The following is a 14,792-nucleotide window of genomic DNA, read 5'->3' as shown; positions in this document are numbered from 1 at the left end:
TATACTTTAGGTATAAGGCCCGCTTATTAGTTGCTTGCGAACAATGCTTATTGGTTGCGCAGCGCCGCTTTCATTTCTTTGCGTTTCTGGTGCAGCAAAGGTTCGGTGTAGCCATTGGGCTGCTCTTTCCCTTTGAAGATAAGATCGCTTGCTGCCTGGAAGCCAATGGATGCCGCCGTATCCGGTGTCATCGGAATGTATTCAGGATCCGCCGCGTTCTGTTCATCGACCAGTTTGGCCATACGTTCCAGTGAAGCCTGAACGCGTTCCTCTGTGATAACGCCATGTGCCAGCCAATTTGCCAGGTGCTGGCTGGAAATACGCAAGGTCGCGCGATCTTCCATCAAACCAACATTGTTTATGTCCGGCACCTTCGAGCAGCCAACGCCTTGGTGTACCCAGCGCACAACGTAACCCAGGATCCCCTGAACGTTGTTGTCTATTTCGCGTTGAATTTGCTCATCTGTCAGGCTGGCGGCATCGTCCAGCAACGGGATAGTAAGAATATCGTCGATACCGTCGAACTGCTCTGTCGCCAGGCTTTGCTGTAAGCCAAACACATCTACCTGATGGTAGTGCAGGGCGTGCAGTGTAGCTGCCGTCGGCGATGGAACCCAAGCGGTATTTGCGCCCGATTTCGGGTGTCCAATCTTGGCCGTCATCATTTGCGCCATTTGATCCGGGATCGGCCACATACCTTTACCAATTTGCGCTTTACCCGACAATCCACAGGCCAGGCCGGTTGCAACATTGGCTTTCTCATAGGCCTGAATCCAGGTCATGGCCTTCAAGCTGGCTTTGTCAGCAAAGGTGCCGGCCAGCATTGAAGTATGAATCTCATCCCCGGTGCGGTCGAGGAAGCCGGTATTAATGAACACCGTGCGCTGTTTAGCGGCGGCAATACAGGCTTTTAAGTTAACACTGGTGCGGCGCTCTTCGTCCATGATCCCCATTTTAAGGGTGAAAGGCTCAAGACCAACGACTTCTTCAATCTTGCCAAATAACGCATTACTGAAAGCCACTTCCTCAGGGCCGTGCATCTTGGGTTTCACAATATAAATGCTGCCAGTGCGGGTGTTTTTATAGGGGCTATTGCCCAATAAATCATGTTTGGCAATAAGCGAGGTTATCACGCCATCCATAATGCCTTCAGGGACTTCTTCACCGTCGAATAAAATGGCATCGTTTGTCATCAGGTGACCCACGTTGCGAACGAACATCAGACTGCGGCCTGACAGTACCAGGCTTTCACCGTCTGTTGTTTGGTAAGTACGATCAGCATTCATGCTGCGAGTAAATGACTTACCGCCTTTGTTCATGGTAATACTCAACGTGCCTTTCATTAACCCTAACCAGTTGGCGTATACCAGGGTCTTATCTTCGGCGTCTACCGCAGCTACAGAATCCTCGCAGTCCATGATAGTGGTGAGTGCCGCTTCGACCAAAATGTCTTTAACGCCGGCAGGATCGGTTTTGCCAATAGGGTGTTGATTGTCGATTTGAATCTCGAAATGCAGACCGTTGTGCTCGAACAGCAACGCTGTTGGGCTTTCAACACTGCCCTGAAAGCCTTTAAATTGCGAGGCGTCCTGCAGCGAAGCAGAGGCACCGCCTTTCAGGCTTACTGACAGGCTGTTACCAGCAATACTGTAGTTAACCGCGTCTTCGTGTTGGCCATTGGCCAGCGGCAACAAGGTGTTCAACCACTCACGGGCTGTCGCTACCACTTTTGCACCGCGAACCGGATTGTAGCCGGCTGTCTTACCTGCGCCGTCTTCTTCACTGATGACGTCAGTGCCGTAGAGTGCGTCGTACAAACTACCCCAACGCGCATTGGCCGCATTCAGCGCATACCGTGCATTATTAATAGGCACTACCAGTTGCGGACCGGCCATGGTTGCCATTTCGGCATCTACACCGCTGGTTTCAATGCTAAAGTCTGCGGGTTCAGGTATCAGGTAACCGATGTCTTGTAAAAATTGCTTATATTCTGGGCCTTTGGCTGGCTTGCCTGCTTTGTGATAATCGTCAATCTGAGCTTGTAAGCTGTCTCGCTTGGCCAGCAACGCCTTATTTGGGGCAACAAACTCAGCAAGTACAGCTTCGAAACCTTGCCAGAACTTAGCGGGTTCTACGCCTGAGCCAGGCAACGCCTGCTCGTTGATGAAATTGTCGAGAACGGACGCAACCTGCATGCGGCCGCGTTGAATATAATCCTGCATAGTAGTCCCCTGGAGAAATGTATTTGTATCAGTGTAGAGGCTATGCAAATAATTTCTAAGTTTATGGTTCTTATTTTTGCCATAAATTTAGTGAATGTTTGGAGTATGGATTACAACAAGAGAGTTGATGTGTGGACCGGGTACATTGTGTACCCGGTGGTCGTTAATCCAGTTGTATTCCAACGGGTTTATCGTTTATTGCATGTCTGCTGCGACTTCGCCAATCAGTCTGCGCAACCAGATGTGGCCAGCGTCATGATGAAGCAGGGCACTCCAGGCCATTTTCAGTGCAATGGGGGGAATGTCAAATGGCGGCTCGCGAAGCACGATATTCGGATCATCTTTAAAGATCTTTGCGGCCTTACTGGGTAGTGTTGCAATTAGATTCTGACGCTTGGCTATTTGTAAGGCGGCGTGGTAGTGCCGGGTGAAAACACGTATGTCACGCTGTTTACCAATTTTGGTTAATTCCGCATCTACCCAGCCTAACTTCTGCACTTCATTCGGGTCGATACCGACACCCACACCAAAGCCGGTTTTACTTACCCAGATATGCTGTGCTTTAAGGTAGGTATCCAAATCGTAATGACTCGCCAGTGGGTGAGTTTTACTCATGACACAGGAAAACGTATCGTACCAGATGACTTTTTGGTGGAACGACAAGGGCAACTCGTCAAAACGGTTGATTGCCATATCCACTTTGCCTTGCTCTACATCGTGGAAGGTAACATCACTGGGTGTAATCAGGTCCAGCGTAATATTCGGTGCGCAATCAGCCAGACGACCCACGAGTTCGAGCAGCAGCGTTGATTCTGCATAGTCACTGGTCATGATACGGAATGTTCTGGCGCTGGTGGCGGGGTTAAAATCCGTTTCGGGCTGAATGGAGCTTTCCAGCTTGCTGAGCACATCGCGAATAATGGGCTGTAATTCCAGTGCTCGCTTGGTAGGTGTCATCCCATCACTGGTTCTCACCAATAAAGGGTCTTTAAATAAATCCCGCAGACGCTTCAGGCCATTACTCATTGCAGGTTGAGTGATACTCAGTTGATTCGCTGCCCGGGTAACGCTGCCTTCTCTCAATAAAACGTCTAAATAGACCAATAAGTTCAGATCAACCTTCGCAATATTCATTTATCTAATAGCCCGTATCAAGTTTATTTTATTTTTCTATTATACTGCGTATTTCACCGCTTGTCAGATAGGCCATTAGTCTTAGTGCTTATGAAGGGTTTTTATATAGTGTCATGATAAATAAGGATTTTTAGGAGTGTCTAATTAAGGCGATATTTTTTGTGAATGAATTCAATACAATAATTAAGGTGAATATTGCATGTCTCGGGTTCATTTGCAGTGAGAAGTGGGTTACCCCTTAACATAAAAAAGGCTTCCCTAAGGAAGCCAAAAAACTCAAGAGCCTGCTCGAACGTCTCTGAAAAAGCAGGCTGGTGGTTGGAACTAGTCGAACTGGTTCATGGTGTTGTCTTCACCACTGGCTTTCAGTGCCTGGTCACCAGAGAAGTATTCTTTGTGAGTGTCACCTAAGTCAGAGCCAGCCATTGCCTGGTGCTTAACGCACGCCAGACCCTGACGGATTTCCTGACGCTGTACGCCTTTAACGTAGGCCAGCATGCCTTCATCACCGAAGTAACCTTTCGCCAGGTTGTCAGTAGACAGCGCAGCAGTGTGGTAAGTAGGCAGCGTGATCAGGTGGTGGAAGATACCTGCTTCGCGAGCCGCATCGGCCTGGAAGCTTTGGATTTTCGCATCAGCTTCTGCAGCCAGCTCTGAGTCATCATACTCTACAGACATCAGGTTAGCGCGGTCGTATGCAGATACGTCTTTGCCTTCTTCTGACCATGCGTCAAATACTTGCTGACGGAAGTTCAGTGTCCAGTTGAATGATGGAGAGTTGTTGTAAACCAGTTTCGCATTCGGGATAACTTCACGAATTTGGTCAACCATGTCGCCGATTTGACGAACGTGTGGTTTCTCAGTTTCAATCCACAGCAGGTCAGCACCGTTCTGCAGGCTGGTGATACAGTCAAGTACACAACGCGCAACACCCGTGTCAGGCTTGAAGCGGAACAGGCCGTTAGGCAGACGCTCAGGCTTAACCAGTTCGCCATTTTGCTTCAGTACCAGGTCACCTTCGTTCAGGTCTGCTACTGAGTTAACTGGCGTAGTTTGCAGGAATGCATTGTACTGAGAAGCCAGGTCACCTTCGCTGGTAGATACTGGGATCTTCTGAGTCAGACCTGCGCCTAATGAGTCAGTACGGGCAACGATAACACCGTCGTCAACGCCCAGCTCAAGGAAAGCGTAACGAACAGCATTGATCTTCGCCAGGAAATCTTCGTGAGGAACGGTTACTTTACCGTCCTGGTGACCACATTGCTTGGCATCAGATACCTGGTTTTCGATTTGGATACAGCAAGCTCCCGCTTCAATCATTTTCTTCGCTAGCAGGTAAGTGGCTTCTTCGTTACCGAAACCTGCGTCAATGTCAGCGATGATTGGTACTACGTGTGTTTCGTAGTTGTCGATTTGTGCCTGGATTGCAGCAACATCGCCGCCGTTTGCTTTAGCTGCGTCTAATTGCTTGAACAAGTCACCCAGTTCACGAGCATCAGCCTGACGCAAGAAGGTGTAAAGCTCTTCGATCAATGAGGCAACCGAGGTTTTCTCGTGCATTGATTGGTCTGGAAGAGGACCAAACTCAGAACGCAATGCAGCAACCATCCAACCAGACAGGTACAGGTAACTCTTTTTGGTAGTACCCTGGTGCTTTTTAACAGCCAGCATTTTTTGCTGACCTACGAATCCGTGCCAGCAACCTAATGATTGAGTGTACTGAGTACAGTCTGCATCGTACTCGGCCATGTCCTGACGCATAATCTTTGCGGTATACTTAGCAACGTCCAAACCGGTTTTGAAACGATTCTGAACAACCATACGCGCCGCGAACTCCGGGCTGATGGCATTCCAAGTACCATTGTATTGACTCTTTAGCGTGGCAACCTGTTCGATTGCATTTTGATAATCTGACATGACTGTCTCTCCTTCACGAAAATAATAAATGCGTTGGTGATAACACCTGAGGCGTTGTCATCGACTTCTTTTCCATCCTAGGCCCACATTTGAAATAAAAGAAATATATAATGCTCATTATCGTCATAATTTTTGTGAATGTTTGCGTGAGTGATTTCCTATCACCAGGTATGAATCTCAGACTAGCCAATGGGTTAATGGGCAAATGAAGTAAAAAAAACTATTATTAAGAGATAGCAACGACAGGAATATGTAATGAGTAATATCCTTTCCTCAGTAGACCAGCGTACGAAGTTGGTGGGAGAGAACCGGCTAGAGTTATTGCTCTTCCGGTTGGGGACCCGGCACACTTACGCGATCAACGTGTTTAAAGTAAAGGAAGTGATTACCATTCCCAAGTTAAACACCATGCCTGGCGCTCACGGCAATCTATGCGGAGTCACAGTATACAGGGGGCTCACTATCCCCATAATTGACCTGCGGCAGGCCATTCATTTCCGCGCAACGAATAATCAGCCCGACACGCATCGCAATGTCATCATTACCGAGTATAACCGTTCAGTACAGGGCTTTATGATTGGCGATGTTGTCAGAATAGTGAATACGTCCTGGGGAAATATTCAACCGCCACCCAAGAGTGTAGGTAAATCCAATTTTCTAACCGCTATCACTCAGATTGATATTGGGGGTAAACAAGAGCTAGTCGAAATCATCGATGTCGAAAAAGTGCTGGCAGAAATTGTTGAATACGATGTATCTATTTCAGAAGACGTACTCGATTCTGTCGTGGTTGAGCACCTAAAAGGTAAGCGAATTTTAATTGTGGATGATTCTTCAACTGCCAGGAAGCAGATCCGCGACACGCTTGAGCAATTGGGTATTGATATCATCGAGTGTCACAATGGCGCTGAAGCACTGGCACTGCTGAAAGAATGGGCAAATGAAGGTATTAAAGTCACCGAGAGGCTACTGATGATGTTTACCGATGCGGAAATGCCAGAAATGGATGGCTATCGGTTAACATCTGAAGTGCGTTCCGATGAACGCATGGCGGATTTATTTATTGCGCTGAATACGTCACTCAGCGGCAGTTTTAACGAAGCCATGGTAGAGAAAGTGGGTTGTAACCGCTTTATCTCTAAGTTTCAGCCCGATATGCTGGTAGACGTAGTGCAACAACGAATGAGAGAGTTGTTGCAGGAATCAGACTAAATGGTCTGATTTTTACAATTTTCCATGTGAATTCGGTAACTTGCCCGGTATACTGGTACAGCGTTTAACCTGTTGTTTAATCAGCTCGTCGGATTGGTACTTCGATGCTATCAGTGGGCGCTATACACTTCAGTAATCCGAATTCTAAAAGGAAAATAATGTGCGACAGAACTTGCTTGCGGTAGCGGCCGCAACACTTTTTTTGACTGCCTGTAATGCCACGTCTGATGCATTATTGCCCAAGACGTCTCATCAGCCCGAGAAACCGAAGAATGTGATCATGATCGTATCAGACGGAATGGGGCCGGCTTACACGACCGCTTATCGAAATTTCCGTGACGACCCTGCCACGCCACAAGTGGAATCAGTCATTTTTGATCGTATTTTCGTTGGAAATGCCAGCACGTATCCGGCTCAGGAGTCTGGGTTTGTTACCGATTCAGCTGCAGCAGCTACGGCTTTGGCCGCTGGCGTAAAAAGCTATAACGGCGCAATTGGCGTTGATGTTAACAAACAGCCTGTTGAATCCGTTCTACAAAAAGCAAAAGCGCTTGGTATGAAGACGGGTATAGCGGTGACATCGCAAATTGTGCACGCTACCCCAGCTGCCTACATGGCACATAATGAAAGCCGCAAGAATTACAATGCCCTGGCAGACAGTTTCTTTGATCACAAAATCAATGGTGAGTTTACTGCGAACGTTATGCTGGGCGGCGGAACACAGTATTTCGAGCGTGAAGACCGTGATGTAACGGCTCAGTTCATTGACGCCGGCTATGCCTATGTTGATACGTACAATAAGTTAGCCACGATTCCCGCCGGCGAAAACGTGCTGGGGCTGTTCGCACCCGTCGGCTTACCTTGGGTGTTGGATGATAAGCGTAAAAACCGTCTTGCTTACTTAACTGAACATGCAATTAAACACCTTGAAAACGACAATGGCTTTTTCCTGTTAGTTGAGGCCAGCCAGGTGGATTGGGCAGGGCATGCCAATGATATTGCTTCGGCAATGGCTGAAATGCATGATCTCAATTTAACCCTGGAGTATTTGTATCAGTACGTTCAGGAAAACCCTGACACGCTGGTGGTGCTCACCGCTGATCACAGCACCGGTGGTCTGACAATTGGGGCTCGTGGCCAATACGCTTGGGAACCAGAATGGCTGAAGCACCTGACTGCGTCGCCTTCATCTATTGCTGCTGCGTTGCCTCAGGCTGCGGAGCCGGTCGCTTTTGCAACGGAAAAGCTAGGCTTCACTCTGAATGAAGAAGAAGCAAAGCAAATTATTGCACTGGCAAAATTAAAAAGCACGCGAGCCATCGAAACGGGCATCAAATCGCTGTTAGACATTCGCACAAATACCGGCTGGACAACCGGTGGCCATACAGGCGTAGACGTGGAAGTATTTGCATTTGGCCAGGGACATGAGTCTTTCTACGGTCAGTACGACAATACCGATATTGCTAAAAAGATATTCTCTTTGTTGCCTGATGCGTCGCAGCAGACAATGACTGAGGAAAAAGCAACGGTTAAGCCTACCTCTGCTGAAGGCTGTGATTTTGAAAAAGACTGGCGTTGCCAGTAACGGATATGTAATACGAAAAACGCCGGCTAAAAGCCGGCGTTCTTATTTGGGGGTAAGGTCATAGGCAGTGACGTTAATCTTACGAATCTCACACGGCATGAACCTGATTTACTGATTAATAAAACTTTCTATGTCTTCGCCGGTTATCTTGCCAATCTGGCTGAATAAATACCACAATGCTCCCACCAACATGATCATAGACGGCACTACGATTACTGGATAACTCAGTGCCGTCATTCTGCCGAGTTCTTCGGTGTAAGCCGTGGTACCTGGCTCACTGACCAAAATAACCTTAGCCAGAATATAATTCAGCGCTGAAGAGAGGAAGAACGAGCTTGCCACGATATACGAGCAGTGTTTAACCTTTTCGCCAAACACCGCTTGCTTACCTTGTTTGTCGAGTACGTCGTTCAGGTGAGGCCAGTTAATGATTTGGTCGTTGAGGATAAGTAATTTAACCAGTGGTTTGTCTGTCATTTGGGTAACGAGTACGGCGATGCCGATTATCGCTGGAATTGTGGCTTCTTTGATCGCGATATATTCCGCGGGTAGCTTAAGCAGGCTAATACCGCCGGTGAGCAGTACGCTGACAATCCCTAGAATAGAGAAACCATTTACTTTCCCGCTTTGCTTCAAATCCCATAAGCCATAACCCAAAGGGAAACTGAGTGCAGCAACGATACTCCATGCAGGCCCTAAATAGTCCTCCGAGCTGGTGTAACTCATGACGAGTACCGGAATCACAATATTAAATGCCAGATTTGGCAGAAAGCCCTGATTAGCTGGCTTATTGGCTTGTGGCGAAGTTTCACTCATAGGAAATCTAAAATCTCTTGGGGTTAACCGGTTTTGGCCCATAACCTGGCGCTCAGCACGCCCATAACAAAACCAAAGAAATGGTATTCAAAGGATACAAATCGCTGTGTCGGCAATACACCAAATATCATACCGCCATATAAAAATGCTATCACCAGTGAAATTAACAATAAATGTAACTTTTTGCTATAAAAGCCGGCGACCACTAAAAAGCCAAATAAGCCGTACACAATGCCACTTGCCCCAATATGCGTAGCATTGCGACCCAATACCCACACACATAAGCCGGCACCCAGCCAAATTAACAGCATACTTTTTATGAATACGGCTCGTCCCCATTGCATGGCTAATCCGGCAAACAGCAACAGCGGCAGGAAATTACTGGCAAAGTGAGTCAGACTGCCATGTAGCCATGGGGCTGTAACGATTCCGCTCAGGTGAGATATATCCCGAGGGCGCAAACCAAATTGATTCAGACTATTCGCAAGGATCAGGTTTAGAAATTCTACGCCGAGTAAACTCAAAGCGATTGCTGAGAGCCAGCGAATTTGTGTTGTCATCGTCCAGGGCGTCATGCAAAACCTCAAAGTATGATATGCGGTAAATAGCGGGATAAGTCCTGGGTAATAACGGAGCTGTCTTCTCTAATCGACATGCCCGCAGGTTCATCATTTACCAGCCAACTGCCAATCAACACATAATTTCCTTCGTATTGAGGCAGGGAATGAAACTGCTGGTATATAAACCCTTCCTCACCATAAGGACCGTCCGACAGTGGCACCGCTTTTTGTGAGTCATCAATCAATGAGATATTGGCGCCTTCGCGCGAAAACAAGGGCTTTTTAATCCATTTTCCATGGCGTGGACGCAGTGGATCGTCTTCAAAAAAGGCGGGAAGCAGGTTAGGGTGGTTTTCAAATTCCTGCCATAACATGGGCAGCAGCGCTTTGTTTGACAAGACCGCTTTCCATGCGGGCTCTAACCACTCAACCTCAGCGCCAGACAAGGCATCGCCAAACGACTCCCTGAGCATAAACTCCCAAGGATATAATTTGAAACAGTGTGTAATGGCGTCATCGGCCAGGTCAGTAAAATACCCGGTATCACCCAGGCCGATTTCTTCGATATAAAGAAAGGGAGCACTGACCCCTGCGGTGGATGCACAGTCTTGTAGATACTGAACGGTACCGCGATCTTCTACCGAGTCCTGACAGCAACTAAAGTGAATGTGATGGAAGCCGTACTGATGTTTCAGTGCCGCAAACCGGTTCACCAGTTTCTCTTGCAGAGAATTAAACTGATCTGCACCACGCGACAGTTTGCCAGCATTAACCTGTTGTTCCAGCCATAACCATTGCCAGAAGCCAGTTTCGTACAGTGAAGTTGGGGTGTCGGCGTTATTTTCCAGTAATTTGGCGGGATGCTTGCCATCGTAGACCAGATCTAACCGGGAATATAACGACGGGGACTGCTGACGCCAGCTTTCGGCAACAAAATCCCAGTGTTGTTGTGGTATTTGAAAGCGCTGCATGAGCGCTTCGCTGTTAATTACTTTGTCGACCACGTGCAAACACATCTGGTGCAGCTCGGCGGTAGGGTCTTCAATGTCCTGTTCTACCTGTTTCAACGTAAACTGGTAATACGCTGATTCGTCCCAGTAGGGCTGGCCATACATAGTGTGAAAATGAAAACCGTACTCGGTGGCCAGCTGCTGCCAGTTACTCCTGGGTTGGCATGCCATTCGAAACACGAATTAACCACCCCAACCACTGGATTTACTGCTGCTGCCCCAACTTGACTTGGCGCGTACTGTACTGCCAAAACCACCGCGGTTAATGGTGCGGTTTACTGTCGGCTTTGGTTTGTATACAGACGAAGGCGCATAATATGAGCGGCGACGAATATCGCCATCAAATACATAGCCATTGGACGTCACCCAGCGTGACCGAAACGGGGAGTAGGGGGAAAACGACGTGTACAAAGGCTGTGAATAGTAGGGGGAAGGCTGCATTAGCCGACTCACAATAAAGCCTGCCATAAAGGGCATGAAAAAGCTGCCCGACTGGGATTGCACATATTGGCAGCGTTCGTTGCCGAACTCATACTCACAGTCATTCTGACTATTAAAGCGCGGTGCTGTGCGGTTGTGTTCTTCAATAGCAGACTCAAAGGCCGCCTGACATTGGCCTACCGCATCCGGATTGTCCTGTTTACAGTCGTCGACTGACACATATATTTTAGATGCATCCCGATCTTCACCACAGGCCGACAAAAAGACGGTTGCAATGCCAACGGCGAGGGGCTTTAACGAAAATGCCTTGCGCATACTGTGCAAAGCGATATGTTTGGAACGTTTCTGTGTGTGGCTCATCGTTCGCTCCTAGTAGGTCATACATGCAGCGTTGAGTAATCCTACAGCTACCGAAACGGCTGCTAACATAACACCCGCAGAGATTTCATTGTTGTTAATACGCTCAGCAATTTTCGGCATAAAGGTAAAGCGCAGCAATGCAAAGGCAAAACTTTGCGCAATCACGGCAACGACGCCCCACAGAGTAAAGTCGATTAATCCTAGTGAGTTTGATGCTGCACTGGCCAACGCCAGACTGAAGCCGATCATGGCGCCGCCAAACCCAATGGCAGCAGAGACGTTTTGTTGCTCTTTAACCAGCTTCCATTCGTCGTGGGGGGTCACAAACGCATACACTATTTTAAAGATAAACAGGTACACGATTGAGATCGCAAAATACATCGCAAAATTGGCTAACCCGGCCAGTGAATCCATTACGATTTCCATGTTGTCTTCCTCTTTTTTTAGCCGTTGATACGGATATCTGCAGGTTGAATATCGAAGCCGGTACTCACCACCAGACAGCGGTCAGCGTTTTGGCCTACTATTTTTTCTTCGCCAGCAACTAGCAGAGATTCGGTGTTGCCGTCGCTCAGGTGTCTTTCGTACAGCATCATAAACTGGTCAGTTTCGCTGACGTCTTCATCTTCTTCATAAGTTTTTTCGGTCACGGCCACTGGCGGCGATACGTCGCCTACGGCATCCCAGATACGCGTAAACTCGAATCCTTCTAACTCATAAGTCGGCTTTGAAATGCCATCAGCGAGGCATTGTTTCCACTGGGATTCAGTGCCAATGGTTGTGGTTGAATAGAAGTACCACAATTTGACGTCAGTAATGTGGTTTTCAGTCATGCCACCATCGAGCACAACTTGCAAAAAGGCGTCATCGTCGGTGTAAAAACGCAGGAGCGTTCCACCGGTGTCGAGCTCTGCCTGGCCAACCGCCTGGATAAGGTGCTTGGACGCCGGGTTTTCGATACACAATTCGGGCGTGATTAATTTGAGTTTCAGGGCGTCTAATTCAAAGGAGCCGCCCAGGTAAAGCCCCATGACTTCAGGTGCCTGAGGTTTTTTGGGTTGTTCAGATTTAAACCATTTCTTAAACATTGTCTGACTCCGTAATGGCTTGCCAATCGATGTCGGTTATCCGTTGTTTTGCAATGTAATACAGTTTGTCTTGAGGCGCGATCAGAGTATCAAGAGACGGATTCAGGGTAACATCCTGCGTGCGTCCTGATGGCGCATAACCAATTAAAGTGGCATCGTAGTGGCGCTTAAAAGCGAAGAATAATTGCTGATAGGGCATCGCGTCATTGCTGGCTGGCAGTGACAGCGAGAACTGTGCCTGTCCGTCGTCATCCACACTCAGTAAATCGTGATGAAGGGTACTGGAACCGGGATCAAATGCCGCTTTTGCCAGCATCTCAACGGCAACACTGGGGGTGCATTCCACCTGTGGGCAATGTTGCTGGAGTAACCCAACCAGGCTCTCATCAGCAAAATAGGCTACCTGATGCGCTGACGGGTTTTTCTGTGAGCAATACAGTGCGGTGGTCAGGGTTAAATCGTCCTGAGGGTTATCAATAAGAATGGTCGATGCTTCAGCAATGCAAGCTTTGTCCATATCTTCATCGCGGTTAAACGATTCTACTTTTACAAATTCAACTTGCCCGGGCATGGGGTTGGTAATATCCGCTCGCACACAAAGCACGATATCTGGTCTTTCCGGCAGTGATTCACGTTCCTGCAGTAACAGTTTTAACAACAGCAAAGTACGTTGTTCGTTCCAGCCGATCACCAGAATGTGATTAGTCACAGACAGTGTTGATAATCCCATTAGCCCTTTTCTCCATTGATTTCCAACAAATGCTGCAATACGGCCAATGACCATTGCAAAAATACTTAACCCCAGAGGAATGACATAAAACGCGACGATTAATTTACCCGCATCGGTTTGAGGTGATAAATCACCATAGCCAACTGTCGAGCCAGTAACCGCGAGCCAGTATAAGAAATCAATACTGCCTGTTAATGATTGTTCTTCTGCTGCCCACAGCAATAACCAGGAGGTTACCGCATAGAAAAGCGAGGCAAGTACAATGGTGTACCACTTCGACTCGGCAAAATAGTGCAGCATAACGCGTCGTATTTTTGTCCACATAATGCGTTAGAAATTCGTCCGTGTTGTTGAATTCTGTATCAACATCTTCGCAAAAAAAGAAGGGGCATGACAACCTGTATTGCTACTGATTGCCTGCCCCAATGGTTGGCCTGTGGCCGGGGAAATAAAGCATGAAGCCGCTTATTTACCCAGTATTCTTGCCAATTCGTCGTCAGCAGACGTGCTGCCGCCTTTGATACCGGCTTCGGCAAGGCGCTTTTCTAAATCGCTGGAAGACTCGTTGGAGGCAAGCTCTTCCGCTGCCTCAAGCTCTGCACTGCGCATTTTCTGCTTTTCCTGAATACGACTCAGTGATTCCGTTGCCGTTTTCATTTTACTGTTGGCTCCCATGTGGCGGGATGACACGGCAACCTGAGCTTTTTGAACGCTTTCCGTTGCTTTCACCATATCAACCTGTTGCTCCAGGCGACGCAGATTGGCTTTTGCCTGCTGAATGTTCTTCGCCAAATTAGCTTCAGACGCATTAAACTGATCAAGGTATTGTTGTTCCTGATCGCGTTCTTCTTTTAACTCGCTAACTTTCTGGGCACAATCAAGCGCTAATTGACGATCGGTGTCGATCGCCTTGCGAGCATGGGCTTCGTATTCAGCAATCGATTGATTGAAGCCGTCGACTTTCTGTTGCGACAATTTACACTTGGCCAGAATTTGAGTGCGCGCATGATCCGACTTGCGTAGCTCTTCTTTCGCTTCCCGAATTTCCTGTTCAAGGATTCTGATTGCCTGGCTGTCTGCCACAGCCTGAGCAGCTTCCGTAGCGCCACCTTTTACCGCAGTAATGAGTTTTTTCCACACAGACATAATGATCTCCTTAAAGGTTATTTCAGGTGCGTTTCATACGCATCAAGAAAGGCCGCAACGTTTTGAAATAACGTTGTGACTTCAATTTGAATACTCTCTGCTTTTGACTGTGCGCTCAGCGCTCCGAAAGCAGTGTAATATTCTTCACCGTTGATATTTGAGATGGCCACGGTGGTCAGTGGGAATAGCATGTGTGTAGATAAAATGTCGTGGTCCAGTGCCGCTTTGTCTTTTACCTGCGACGACTCAAACAACAGACTCTCTACAATAATTTGTTCTCCGCTAATGGCTAGCCAGGCGTCCAGTCCATCCTGATTAGCTATAAGCAAACATTCCTTTTCGCGGGTGACAACCAGGTCATCCATGTCGGTAAACAGGGACTCGAGTTTTTCCAGATCCCAATCCATAACGTCTCTCCTAAGCGATTAAAGTCAACGCGACCACTCTAGTCAGATTCATCGGTTCGATGCAACAATTTTGCTACAATTAGCAGGCAAAGCTTGATGAATCTGATGATGTTGTGTTGCCATCTCGATAACAACGCAACAAAGTGTAGACAAAGAGCACACTT

14 protein-coding genes are annotated in these 14,792 nt (G+C 47.8%); 2 read left to right on the top strand and 12 right to left on the bottom strand.

Going from position 1 to position 14,792, the window contains the following annotated elements; genetic code table 11:
- Window positions 1-47: 47 nt before the first annotated feature.
- The 3 genes from BUB81_RS05360 to BUB81_RS05350 form a co-directional block, all read right to left on the bottom strand.
- Window positions 48-2,222, bottom strand: a complete 2,175-nt coding sequence (locus BUB81_RS05360; RefSeq protein ID WP_073319439.1) for a malate synthase G — start codon at window positions 2,220-2,222, stop codon at window positions 48-50.
- 195 nt (window positions 2,223-2,417) lie between these two features.
- Entirely contained in the window at window positions 2,418-3,356 is a 939-nt protein-coding gene (locus BUB81_RS05355; RefSeq protein ID WP_073319436.1) for a LysR family transcriptional regulator, read from the bottom strand.
- 324 nt (window positions 3,357-3,680) lie between these two features.
- Window positions 3,681-5,273, bottom strand: coding sequence for an isocitrate lyase (locus tag BUB81_RS05350; RefSeq protein WP_073319434.1), 1,593 nt, complete (start codon window positions 5,271-5,273; stop codon window positions 3,681-3,683).
- Window positions 5,274-5,528: 255 nt separating this feature from the next.
- On the opposite strand from BUB81_RS05350, the gene BUB81_RS05345 reads away from it, so the two are divergent.
- The gene (locus BUB81_RS05345; protein ID WP_073319431.1) at window positions 5,529-6,485 is read left to right on the top strand and encodes a chemotaxis protein CheV; all 957 of its coding nucleotides are present in this window, start codon (window positions 5,529-5,531) and stop codon (window positions 6,483-6,485) included.
- 202 nt (window positions 6,486-6,687) lie between these two features.
- Window positions 6,688-8,070: an alkaline phosphatase gene (locus BUB81_RS05340; protein WP_370241344.1), complete on the top strand. Its 1,383-nt coding sequence runs from the start codon at window positions 6,688-6,690 to the stop codon at window positions 8,068-8,070.
- A 108-nt stretch (window positions 8,071-8,178) separates the two neighbouring features.
- Here the strand turns inward: BUB81_RS05340 and BUB81_RS05335 are convergent, their stop codons facing one another.
- The 9 genes from BUB81_RS05335 to BUB81_RS05295 form a co-directional block, all read right to left on the bottom strand.
- Window positions 8,179-8,886 carry a VC0807 family protein gene (locus BUB81_RS05335; RefSeq protein WP_073319425.1) on the bottom strand — a complete coding sequence of 236 codons (708 nt, stop codon included), beginning with the start codon at window positions 8,884-8,886 and terminating at the stop codon, window positions 8,179-8,181.
- A gap of 23 nt (window positions 8,887-8,909) precedes the next feature.
- The gene (locus BUB81_RS05330; RefSeq protein ID WP_073319423.1) at window positions 8,910-9,461 is read right to left on the bottom strand and encodes a rhomboid family intramembrane serine protease; all 552 of its coding nucleotides are present in this window, start codon (window positions 9,459-9,461) and stop codon (window positions 8,910-8,912) included.
- 8 nt (window positions 9,462-9,469) lie between these two features.
- Window positions 9,470-10,636, bottom strand: coding sequence for a glutathionylspermidine synthase family protein (locus BUB81_RS05325; RefSeq protein WP_073319420.1), 1,167 nt, complete (start codon window positions 10,634-10,636; stop codon window positions 9,470-9,472).
- A 3-nt stretch (window positions 10,637-10,639) separates the two neighbouring features.
- Window positions 10,640-11,257 carry a DUF1190 domain-containing protein gene (locus tag BUB81_RS05320; RefSeq protein ID WP_073319418.1) on the bottom strand — a complete coding sequence of 206 codons (618 nt, stop codon included), beginning with the start codon at window positions 11,255-11,257 and terminating at the stop codon, window positions 10,640-10,642.
- A gap of 9 nt (window positions 11,258-11,266) precedes the next feature.
- Window positions 11,267-11,683 (bottom strand): DUF350 domain-containing protein, encoded by a 417-nt coding sequence (locus BUB81_RS05315; RefSeq protein ID WP_073319414.1) that lies wholly within the window; start codon window positions 11,681-11,683, stop codon window positions 11,267-11,269.
- A gap of 17 nt (window positions 11,684-11,700) precedes the next feature.
- A complete protein-coding gene (locus tag BUB81_RS05310) occupies window positions 11,701-12,345 on the bottom strand; it encodes a YjfK family protein (RefSeq protein ID WP_073319411.1) in 645 nt (214 codons plus the stop codon).
- Complete coding sequence (locus tag BUB81_RS05305; RefSeq protein ID WP_175555768.1) at window positions 12,338-13,375, bottom strand: potassium channel family protein; 1,038 nt, start codon at window positions 13,373-13,375, stop codon at window positions 12,338-12,340. Before BUB81_RS05305 ends, BUB81_RS05310 begins: the two co-directional genes overlap by 8 nt.
- A gap of 165 nt (window positions 13,376-13,540) precedes the next feature.
- Window positions 13,541-14,221, bottom strand: coding sequence for a PspA/IM30 family protein (locus BUB81_RS05300; RefSeq protein ID WP_073319405.1), 681 nt, complete (start codon window positions 14,219-14,221; stop codon window positions 13,541-13,543).
- A 17-nt stretch (window positions 14,222-14,238) separates the two neighbouring features.
- Complete coding sequence (locus tag BUB81_RS05295; protein WP_073319401.1) at window positions 14,239-14,628, bottom strand: DUF2170 family protein; 390 nt, start codon at window positions 14,626-14,628, stop codon at window positions 14,239-14,241.
- Window positions 14,629-14,792 lie beyond the last annotated feature (164 nt).

Origin of the sequence: Marisediminitalea aggregata (assembly GCF_900129565.1) — a bacterium.
Taxonomy (GTDB): Bacteria; Pseudomonadota; Gammaproteobacteria; order Enterobacterales; family Alteromonadaceae; genus Alteromonas; species Alteromonas aggregata.
Note: the sequence above shows the minus strand (reverse complement) of the source record. Positions and strands in the feature narration are given on the sequence as shown.

Excerpts from the sequence above, each read along its gene's own strand:
- BUB81_RS05360 (WP_073319439.1), bottom strand. The coding sequence starts at position 2,222 with ATGCAGGATTATATTCAACGCGGCCGCATGCAGGTTGCGTCCGTTCTC.
- BUB81_RS05355 (WP_073319436.1), bottom strand. The coding sequence starts at position 3,356 with ATGAATATTGCGAAGGTTGATCTGAACTTATTGGTCTATTTAGACGTT.
- BUB81_RS05350 (WP_073319434.1), bottom strand. The coding sequence starts at position 5,273 with ATGTCAGATTATCAAAATGCAATCGAACAGGTTGCCACGCTAAAGAGT.
- BUB81_RS05345 (WP_073319431.1), top strand. The coding sequence starts at position 5,529 with ATGAGTAATATCCTTTCCTCAGTAGACCAGCGTACGAAGTTGGTGGGA.
- BUB81_RS05335 (WP_073319425.1), bottom strand. The coding sequence starts at position 8,886 with ATGAGTGAAACTTCGCCACAAGCCAATAAGCCAGCTAATCAGGGCTTT.
- BUB81_RS05330 (WP_073319423.1), bottom strand. The coding sequence starts at position 9,461 with ATGACGCCCTGGACGATGACAACACAAATTCGCTGGCTCTCAGCAATC.
- BUB81_RS05320 (WP_073319418.1), bottom strand. The coding sequence starts at position 11,257 with ATGAGCCACACACAGAAACGTTCCAAACATATCGCTTTGCACAGTATG.
- BUB81_RS05315 (WP_073319414.1), bottom strand. The coding sequence starts at position 11,683 with ATGGAAATCGTAATGGATTCACTGGCCGGGTTAGCCAATTTTGCGATG.
- BUB81_RS05310 (WP_073319411.1), bottom strand. The coding sequence starts at position 12,345 with ATGTTTAAGAAATGGTTTAAATCTGAACAACCCAAAAAACCTCAGGCA.
- BUB81_RS05305 (WP_175555768.1), bottom strand. The coding sequence starts at position 13,375 with ATGCTGCACTATTTTGCCGAGTCGAAGTGGTACACCATTGTACTTGCC.
- BUB81_RS05300 (WP_073319405.1), bottom strand. The coding sequence starts at position 14,221 with ATGTCTGTGTGGAAAAAACTCATTACTGCGGTAAAAGGTGGCGCTACG.
- BUB81_RS05295 (WP_073319401.1), bottom strand. The coding sequence starts at position 14,628 with ATGGATTGGGATCTGGAAAAACTCGAGTCCCTGTTTACCGACATGGAT.